This window comes from Aeromicrobium sp. (assembly GCF_014378035.1).
In the GTDB taxonomy this organism is placed as follows: domain Bacteria; phylum Actinomycetota; class Actinomycetes; order Propionibacteriales; family Nocardioidaceae; genus Aeromicrobium.
In genome coordinates this window covers 1-7,863 of sequence record NZ_JACMOM010000095.1, presented here as the reverse complement: position 1 = coordinate 7,863, position 7,863 = coordinate 1, and the positions used below count along the sequence as shown (strand labels likewise).

At 66.1% G+C, this 7,863-nt stretch carries 12 protein-coding genes and 1 pseudogene; 4 read left to right on the top strand and 9 right to left on the bottom strand.

All coding sequences use genetic code 11. The annotated features are described in order from the left end of the window. A partial coding sequence (locus tag H7290_RS05180; RefSeq protein WP_290512950.1) for an APC family permease occupies positions 1 to 1,423 on the bottom strand: 1,423 nt, incomplete at its 3' end. Between the two features lie 68 nt (positions 1,424 to 1,491). On the opposite strand from H7290_RS05180, the gene H7290_RS05175 reads away from it, so the two are divergent. Together H7290_RS05175 and H7290_RS05170 are read left to right on the top strand one after the other, a co-directional pair. Further along, the gene (locus tag H7290_RS05175; protein WP_290512949.1) at positions 1,492 to 2,154 is read left to right on the top strand and encodes a TrkA family potassium uptake protein; all 663 of its coding nucleotides are present in this window, start codon (positions 1,492 to 1,494) and stop codon (positions 2,152 to 2,154) included. After that, entirely contained in the window at positions 2,154 to 2,816 is a 663-nt protein-coding gene (locus tag H7290_RS05170; protein ID WP_290512948.1) for a TrkA family potassium uptake protein, read from the top strand. Before H7290_RS05175 ends, H7290_RS05170 begins: the two co-directional genes overlap by 1 nt. Before the next feature lie 109 nt (positions 2,817 to 2,925). Here H7290_RS05170 and H7290_RS05165 read toward each other — a convergent pair whose 3' ends face one another. From H7290_RS05165 to dut, 5 genes are all read right to left on the bottom strand, one after another. Further along, positions 2,926 to 3,129 (bottom strand): cold-shock protein, encoded by a 204-nt coding sequence (locus tag H7290_RS05165; RefSeq protein ID WP_056605450.1) that lies wholly within the window; start codon positions 3,127 to 3,129, stop codon positions 2,926 to 2,928. A 197-nt stretch (positions 3,130 to 3,326) separates the two neighbouring features. Beyond that, complete coding sequence (locus tag H7290_RS05160; protein WP_290512947.1) at positions 3,327 to 3,992, bottom strand: DUF3159 domain-containing protein; 666 nt, start codon at positions 3,990 to 3,992, stop codon at positions 3,327 to 3,329. Continuing rightward, positions 3,989 to 4,342, bottom strand: a complete 354-nt coding sequence (locus H7290_RS05155) for an OB-fold nucleic acid binding domain-containing protein (RefSeq protein ID WP_290512946.1) — start codon at positions 4,340 to 4,342, stop codon at positions 3,989 to 3,991. Before H7290_RS05155 ends, H7290_RS05160 begins: the two co-directional genes overlap by 4 nt. Positions 4,343 to 4,352: 10 nt before the next feature. Next, positions 4,353 to 4,985 carry a DUF3710 domain-containing protein gene (locus H7290_RS05150; protein ID WP_290512945.1) on the bottom strand — a complete coding sequence of 211 codons (633 nt, stop codon included), beginning with the start codon at positions 4,983 to 4,985 and terminating at the stop codon, positions 4,353 to 4,355. Continuing rightward, positions 4,985 to 5,452 carry a dUTP diphosphatase gene (dut, locus tag H7290_RS05145; protein ID WP_290512944.1) on the bottom strand — a complete coding sequence of 156 codons (468 nt, stop codon included), beginning with the start codon at positions 5,450 to 5,452 and terminating at the stop codon, positions 4,985 to 4,987. Before dut ends, H7290_RS05150 begins: the two co-directional genes overlap by 1 nt. 54 nt (positions 5,453 to 5,506) lie before the next feature. Between dut and H7290_RS05140 the strand changes: the two genes are divergently transcribed. Further along, a complete protein-coding gene (locus H7290_RS05140) occupies positions 5,507 to 6,049 on the top strand; it encodes a DUF3093 domain-containing protein (RefSeq protein WP_290512943.1) in 543 nt (180 codons plus the stop codon). Beyond that, positions 6,033 to 6,500: a DUF4235 domain-containing protein gene (locus H7290_RS05135; protein WP_290512942.1), complete on the top strand. Its 468-nt coding sequence runs from the start codon at positions 6,033 to 6,035 to the stop codon at positions 6,498 to 6,500. Before H7290_RS05140 ends, H7290_RS05135 begins: the two co-directional genes overlap by 17 nt. Here H7290_RS05135 and H7290_RS05130 read toward each other — a convergent pair. The 3 genes and pseudogenes from H7290_RS05130 to H7290_RS05120 all read right to left on the bottom strand — a co-directional run. Then, entirely contained in the window at positions 6,475 to 6,774 is a 300-nt protein-coding gene (locus H7290_RS05130; RefSeq protein WP_290512941.1) for a DUF4193 domain-containing protein, read from the bottom strand. The genes H7290_RS05135 and H7290_RS05130 overlap by 26 nt on opposite strands. A gap of 63 nt (positions 6,775 to 6,837) precedes the next feature. Next, positions 6,838 to 7,641, bottom strand: coding sequence for an inositol monophosphatase family protein (locus tag H7290_RS05125; RefSeq protein WP_290512940.1), 804 nt, complete (start codon positions 7,639 to 7,641; stop codon positions 6,838 to 6,840). Further along, positions 7,638 to 7,863 (bottom strand): annotated as a pseudogene (locus H7290_RS05120) (ferrochelatase); the annotation flags it as partial. The gene H7290_RS05125 and the pseudogene H7290_RS05120, both read right to left, overlap by 4 nt.

The following is a 7,863-nucleotide window of genomic DNA, read 5'->3' as shown; positions in this document are numbered from 1 at the left end:
TCGCGATCCAGGCGCCGGCGAGGAACTTGGTCACGAGCACGATGACAAGCACTGTCGCGGTCATGGCCAGGCCCACCGCGTTCACGATCCGCGACCTCTTCATCCGCGAGCGGGCCGCCGGGTCGGTCTCGGTCAGCAGGTGCCGGTTCCAATGTCGGATCATGCCGAGCTGGCTGAGGTTGAACGACACGAAGACGCCGACGATGTAGAGCTGGATCAGTCGGGTGACCTCGGCGTCGAACGCCTGGATCAGGAAGATGGCAGCCAGCGCGAGCACGATGATGCCGTTGCTGAAGGTCAGACGGTCACCGCGGGTGTCGAGCTGACGCGGTAGGAAGCCGTCACGCGCCAAGATCGATCCGAGCACCGGGAAGCCGTTGAAGGCCGTGTTCGCCGCAAGGATCAGGATGATGCCGGTGCAGGCGATCGTGAAGTAGAACAGTGGCATGAAGTTGCTGTAGAGCGTCCCGGCAAGCTGTGCGATCACGGTGTCCTGCTCGTAGCCCGCACCGACCGGCTGGCCGTTGAGCAGCAGCTGTCGAGCAGGATCCTCGACATAGCGCAGGTGCATCAGGTCGGCCAGCACGACGATGCTCATCAGCATCACGATCGACAGGATGCCCAGCAGCAGAAGGGTCGTTGCGGCGTTCTTGCTCTTGGGCTTCTTGAAGGCCGGGACGCCGTTGCTGATGGCCTCGACGCCGGTCAGTGCCGCGCAGCCGGACGAGAACGCGCGAGCCAGCAGGAACACCATCGCCAACCCCGTGAACCCCTGCTCGAACTGTCCTTCGGGTGCGATGTCATAGGCGGCACTGGGGGTGTCGGGCAGGTCGCCGAAGAGGTAACGGGCATAGCCCCACACCCCCATCAACAGAATCGCGACCATGAACAGATAGGTGGGCACCGCGAACGCCTTGCCCGACTCCTTCGTCCCCCGCAAGTTCGCCGCCATCAGCAGGACGACAAGGATCGACGCGGCCGTTGCCTCGTGACCCTGGAGCCATGGCAGCGCGGAGCTCGCGTTCTGGACGCCCGAGGAGATCGAGACCGCGACGGTGAGCACGTAGTCGACCAGCAGTGCGCTGCCGACCGTCAGGCCTGCGGTGGGGCCGAGGTTGACCGTCGCGACCTCGTAGTCGCCTCCGCCGCTGGGGTAGGCGTGGACGTTCTGCCGGTAGGACAGCACCACCGTGAGGAGAACCAGAGCGACGGCGAGACCGATCTTCCAGTTGAACGCGTACGCGGAAAGCCCACCGAGCGAGAGGGTCAGGAAGATCTCGTCAGGTGCGTACGCCACCGACGACAATGCATCGCTGGCGAACACCGGGAGCGCTATCCGTTTGGGGAGCAGTGTCTCGCCGAGCTGGGTGCTGCGGAGCTTGCGACCGACCAGTGCTCGTTTGGCGACCTCGGTGATACCCACGAGAGACGATGTTAGCCGGGGATCCCCTTGTGCGGGCGAGCCGCCCAGATCGGTGTAGCGTCGCCTGCGTGCATATTGTGATCATGGGCTGCGGACGAGTCGGCTCGACACTGACCCGCAGTCTCGAGGAGCGCGGACATACCACCGCGGTCATCGACTCGAACCCCGACGCGTTCAGACGCCTCGGTCCCGCGTTCAGCGGCATCACCGTCACGGGCCTGGGTTTCGACCGGGACGTGCTGGTCAAGGCTGGCATCGAGCGGGCCGACGCCTTCGCCGCCGTCTCCAGCGGCGACAACTCCAACATCATCTCGGCTCGCGTCGCCCGCGAGCAGTTCAAGATCAACAATGTCGTCGCGCGCATCTACGACCCGGGTCGCGCCGAGGTCTACGAGCGGCTCGGCGTCCCCACCGTCGCCACCGTGCCGTGGGCCGCCGACCAGGTGCTCCGTCGGCTCGTCCCGGCCGGCACCGAACCGGCCTGGCGCGACCAGTCCGGCGACGTGCGCCTCGACTTCGTCTATGCGCCCTTCACCTGGATCGGTCACAAGATCGTCCAGCTCGAGGAGGCCGCCGGCGTCCGCGTCGCCTACCTCACCCGCCTCGGCTCCGGCCACATCGCACAGCCGGACACCGTCATCCAGGAGGGCGACTACTTGAGCCTGTTCATGCGCGAGGACAGCGCTGAAGCAGTCCATGCAGTTATTGACGCCGGGCCGGAGGTCGACTGATGCGCGTCGTGATTGCCGGAGCCGGCGCGGTAGGCCGATCGGTGGCACAGGAGCTCATCGACAACGGCCATTCGGTCCTGCTGATCGACAAGTCACCTGCGTCGATCCGGGCTGACCTGGTGCCCAAGGCACAGTGGCTGCTGGCCGACTCGTGCGAGCTGTCATCCCTTGAGGAGGCCCAGCTCGAGTCGTGCGACGTGGTCATCTCCGCCACCGGCGACGACAAGGTCAACCTCGTCACGTCCCTGCTCGCCAAGACCGAGTTCGCCGTGCCACGCACCGTGGGCCGGGTCAACCACCCGAGCAACGAGTGGTTGTTCAGCGAGTCGTGGGGTGTTGACGTTTCTGTGTCCACACCACGACTGATGTCGGCGCTGGTGGAGGAAGCCGTCACTGTCGGTGACCTCGTGCGGCTGTTCACGTTCAGGCAGAGCAACACCACGCTTGTCGAGCTCACGATGCCCGAGGACTCACCGTTCATCGGGCGCCGCGTCGGCGAGGTGCCGTGGCCCGACGACGTCGTGCTGGTGGCGATCCTGCGCGACAACGCCATCGAGAGGCCCGACGACGACCGTTCGCTCGAGGCCGGGGACGAGCTGCTCTTCGTCACGCCAGCCGAGGCGGAAGACCGCCTGGGCGAGCTTCTCTCTCCCAAGCACTGATCACGCCCCACGTTGGCCTGCGCGGCACACACGGCGGGTCAGCCTGGGCGGAGACAGAGAAAGACCCCCGAGCCACAGGCTCGGGGGTCTTTCTCTTGATCAGATCAGATCAGAGGGGACGAATGTTCGTCGCCTGCAGGCCCTTCTGGCCCTGCTCGACGTCAAACTCGACCTTCTGGTTCTCATCGAGCGAGCGGTAACCGCTCGACGCGATGGCGCTGAAGTGCGCAAAAACGTCTTCGCTGCCGTCGTCGGGGGCGATGAATCCAAAGCCCTTGTCAGCGTTGAACCACTTGACGGTTCCTGTAGCCATGTCTTACTCCTCATTGGCGAGTTGTCACCCACGACTTTCGCGAGTGACTGTCGCGACACACATTCAACCTGCGAGAAGAACTAGACACCCCGAAAGGAACTTCATTCATTCGTACGGCCCAACGTCGTGCAACTGAGACAAGCATAGCCACATGAGGGCCATAAGTACCCATCGCACCTCCGTGATCCTGGAGAAATCTAGACGGGGTCCGGCTCGAGCGGTGTGCGGTCGCGGCCAAGCAGCCATGCCATGACGGCAAGAGCGGCGAGCTGCAGTGGCCAACCGAGCACGAGCTTGGACACACCGAGCAAGGCGATCTGGTGGTCGAGCCACAGCGGCACCTGAACAGCGACCCGCACGATGCACGGAGCCGCGAGGAGCCACGTCATGCGGGAGCAGACCTTCACGAGCGGCTTGTCGTCGTGCCAGCTGGTCGCGTCACCGGTGACGCTGCCGATCATGAAGCCGATGACGGGCCAGCCGATGAGGATCGACACGATGAACACCGCTGCGTAACCACCGTTGTAGAGAATTCCGGGTGTGAAGTAGGCGCGAGCGACATCATCGGCGGTGGCACCGCTGGAACTTGCGGCCCGTGCCGCAAACACCGCGCCGAGCCCGATGCCAAACAGCGCGTTGAGCACGAACTGCACCGTCGAGCGCTGCAGGAGCCGCACGACGAGCAGCACCAGAGTTGCCGAGACACTGACGATGAGCGCGAGGCGAAGATCGTGCGAGATGATCCAGCACACCGTGAACAGTGCTGTGGGCACAGCGCTCTCGACGATGCCTCGACGGCCACCGAGCGCTTTGGCCAGCTGGGCCCGGACGAGCTGCTCGACGGTGTCGTACGAGGTGCTCATGCCTCGAGTTCGTAGCGGGGGTTGTAGATGACGCGCTGCCCGCCGCGCATGCCGATGCGGCCGTAGGCCTTGAGCTGACGTCCTGCGGACACGCCCTCGATCTTGCGACGGCCCAGCCAGATCAGCGTCACACTGGCCGATCCGTCGTAGAGCTCGGCCTCGAGCGCCGTGACTCCGTCGACTGGGCGGAGCGTGACTGAACGCAGGACACCGTGGATCGTGCAGACGGATCGGTCGGTCTGGGAGACGATGGGCCGGCAGCCAGCGCTGGCCGAGCCCCGCTCGAGCTCGCGCGCCTCTTGGTTCTCCGAGGACAGCCGCTCGAGTGCCCTGCTGATGAGACCTGTCATGACGACGATTCTACTCCTCGTCCGACGCCGTGGCAGCGTTCTCGGGGAGGGTGAGCAGCAGTGCCTCGCGCGGGATTCGGGCCTCGTTGCCGCGGACCACGATGACGTCGCGAAGGGCGTCCATGAGGAGTCCCTCGTCGACCGGGTTGAGCCCGGCGTCACCGAGGAACGTCGCTCGCAACAGCCAGCGCGGACCTTCGATCCCGACGATGCGGCTCGGCTGAAAACCGCCCTCTCCCTCGGGGAGCTCGACCGGGACCTTCACGTGCAGCTCGGGACCGAACAGTCCGTCGATCTGCTCACACTCCCCCCCGAGCCGCTCGACCTCGATGATCAGGTCGTCGCGCACCTCGTCCCACAGCCCGCCGGACCGCGTCGCGGCGAAAGCACGAAGCTCGACGGCAGCGTCCTCGGCGACGAACACGACCGAGCCGATCTCGTCGTTCTCGCCGTCGGTGGGCATCTGGATCTCGAACCCCTCCCGTCCGCGAACGCGGAGCGCACCGAGGTCGACGTAGGCAGCGTCATCGTCCATCGACCGCTCCGACGCATCCCACGGTCCCTGGTGGCGCACGCCCTCGACCACGTGAACGACGTCGGCGGGAACTTCTTCGGGACGGTCCTTCTTGCGCAGGCGTGCCATCAGCTTCTCTCCCCATCGACGTCGGCGGCCGCATGGCCACCGGTAGAACCGTAGCCCCCATCGCCCCGCACGGAGAGGGGCAACGCCTCGACCTCGGTGAACGAGACATGCTCGACGCGCTGGATGACCAGCTGCGCTATGCGGTCGCCGCGGGCGATGCGGACGTTCTTGTGCTGGTCGAGATTGACCAGCAGCACCTTGATCTCGCCGCGATAGCCGGCATCGATCGTGCCGGGCGCGTTGACGATCGAGAGCCCGTGACGAAGGGCGAGGCCGGAACGGGGATGGACGAACGCGGCCATCCCGTCGGGCAGGGCCACGGCGACTCCGGTGGGCACCAGCACCCGCTCGCCGGGAGCCAGCTCGACCTCGACCGTGGAGACAAGGTCTGCTCCGGCGTCTCCGGGGTGTGCGTAGGCCGGGAGCGGGACGTGCGCATCGAGTCGCACGATCAACACCTCGACCATGTCAGCGACCCTACCTGCGCCCCGCGACGAGCAGACATGAGGCAAGGTTGAACCGTGACCCCTTATCGCGAACGACTCACCGCCCCGGTCTCCTGGTGGATCGCGGCCGCAACGTTCGGCCTCGTGTGGGGGTGGATCATGCTCGTCGTGACGACGTGGCAGATCGCCGTCGTGACGACCTTGCTCGTGGCCGCGGCTGGTTTCTTCGCCGTGTCCCGCTACGGGTCTCTGCTCATCGAGGTCAAGCCCGACGGCCTGACGGTCGGGCGCGCCTCGCTCGCGGCGGAACACCTCGGCGCGGTCGAGCAGCTCAACCGCGTCGATTACCGCCACCGACTTGGCGTCGGCGCCGACGCCCGTGCCTATCTCGTGACCCGGCCCTATGTGGACCGTGGTGTCGTCGTGGGTGTGACGGACGAACGGGACCCTGTCCCCTACTGGTTGGTGTCGAGCCGGCACCCCGACGCCCTCGCCGTTGCGCTGGGCATGGATCCTACGCCGCGCGTCGATACCGCGTTGGGCCAGAATGGAGCAGCGCCGCAAACCTCACCGGCGCTGGACACGACCGGAGAGGCCACACGTGGCAAAGAAGCGTAAGCGCGCGAAGCAGTCAGGGCCCCACGACGTCCCGGCACCCAGGAAACCCGGTGGCAAGGGTGCCTGGCGGCTGATGGACCGCGGGTCGTCAGTCGTCGCGGGTCTTCTGGCGCAGCGCGTCTCTGCCACTGCGTGGAGAGTGGCCACCGGCAAGAAGCCGCCCACGAGTGGGAGGCACCCCGAGGTCAGCACGGGTGAGGCTGTCGCCTGGGCCATGGTCGGTGGCGGGCTCATCGAGCTCGTGAAGGTCATCGTGCGCCGCTGGACAGCAGCGTACTGGGTCAAGTCGACTGGCAACCTTCCGCCCGGCATGAAGGCGCTGGACGCCTCTCCTCGGCTCAAGCGGTCTGCGGACGGCTCCTCCGCCAATGGCAAGGAGCCGGCACCTGCAGGACCGGCTCCATCCAAGACATCGACCAAGAAGGTCAGTAGGCGCAGTCGCGGCAGATGAACACGCCCTTCTTCTCTGACGCGAGCTGACTGCGGTGGTGCACCAGGAAGCACGACGAGCAGGTGAACTCGTCGAGCTGCTTGGGTACGACCTGAACCGCGAGCTCCTCGTGGGACAGGTCGGCTCCGGGCAGCTCGAACGACTCAGCAGCCTCGGTCTCGTCCTCGTCGACCTTGCCTGAGTTCTTCTCGTGCCGACGCGCCTTGAGCTCTTCGATGCTGTCCTCGGACTGCTCTTCTTCGGTCTTGCGCGGTGCGTCGTAATCGGTAGCCATTAAATCTCCCTTTGTGCGGAACAACCGGCGTGATTGTGCCACACGTACCTGTGGCAATCACACTCAGAACCCACAAGCGCGTACGAGAGCAAAATATTCCTCCGCCATCGCGGGATGGGCAGCCATCACCATGCGCTCGTCCGGCTCGCCGTCGAGCCCTGTCACCACGAGCCCCGACTCGGTCGCTACGAGACCTCCCGCCGCCTGGTCCCAGAGGTGCAGACCCTCTTCGAAGTACATGTCGAACTGGCCCTCCGCGAGTGCGCAGAGGTTGAGCGCCGCAGACCCGGTGCGGCGAATGTCTGCAACCTGCGGGAGGAAGGCCGCCATGGCCGCAGCCTGCTTGGCACGGATCTCGCGGACGTAGTGGAACCCCGACGCGACGACGGCCCGCGCCAGCGGGGCGGCCTCCGGCGCAAGCAGCACGACGCGGTCATCGCCCACATAGCGCCACGCTCCTGAACCGAGGACAGCTCCCCATTCCTCGCCCGTTGCGATGTTGACGACGTAGCCAGCAAGCATCCGGCCGTCGTGCCGAACACCGATCGACACTGCGTAGGCGGGAATGCCGTGGATGAAGTTGACGGTGCCGTCGATCGGGTCGACGATCCAGTCGACGCCCGAAGAGCCGACGAGCTCGTCGCTCTCCTCGCCCATGAAGCCGTCGTGCGGCCGCTCTGCGAGGAGCCGGTCACGGATGAGCCGCTCGCAGGCCTTGTCGATCTCGGTGACGACATCGGTCGGGCTGGACTTCGTCGCGGCGACATCGACCCGTCCGACTGGTCGGGTGCTCCGCACGAGCTCGGCGGCCTCCAGGCCGACTGTCCGCGCGAGGTCGAGCAGCTCTTCACCTGCAGCGGCGCTCACGAGATCGTGGGCAGTGCTGACCGCGCATTGAGGCAGCAGTCGATGGGGCAGACGTCGTGCGACGCCGGCAGCTCACCGAGGCACGGCCTCTCGACCTGCTCACCCCTCTCGACGGCAGCGCGTTCGAGCAGCAGCTCGCGCACCATCTCGACGAATGCCGGGTGGGAACCGGGCGTGTCGACGCGCTGAAAGACCAGCCCGAGCTCGTCTGCGGTTTCCTTG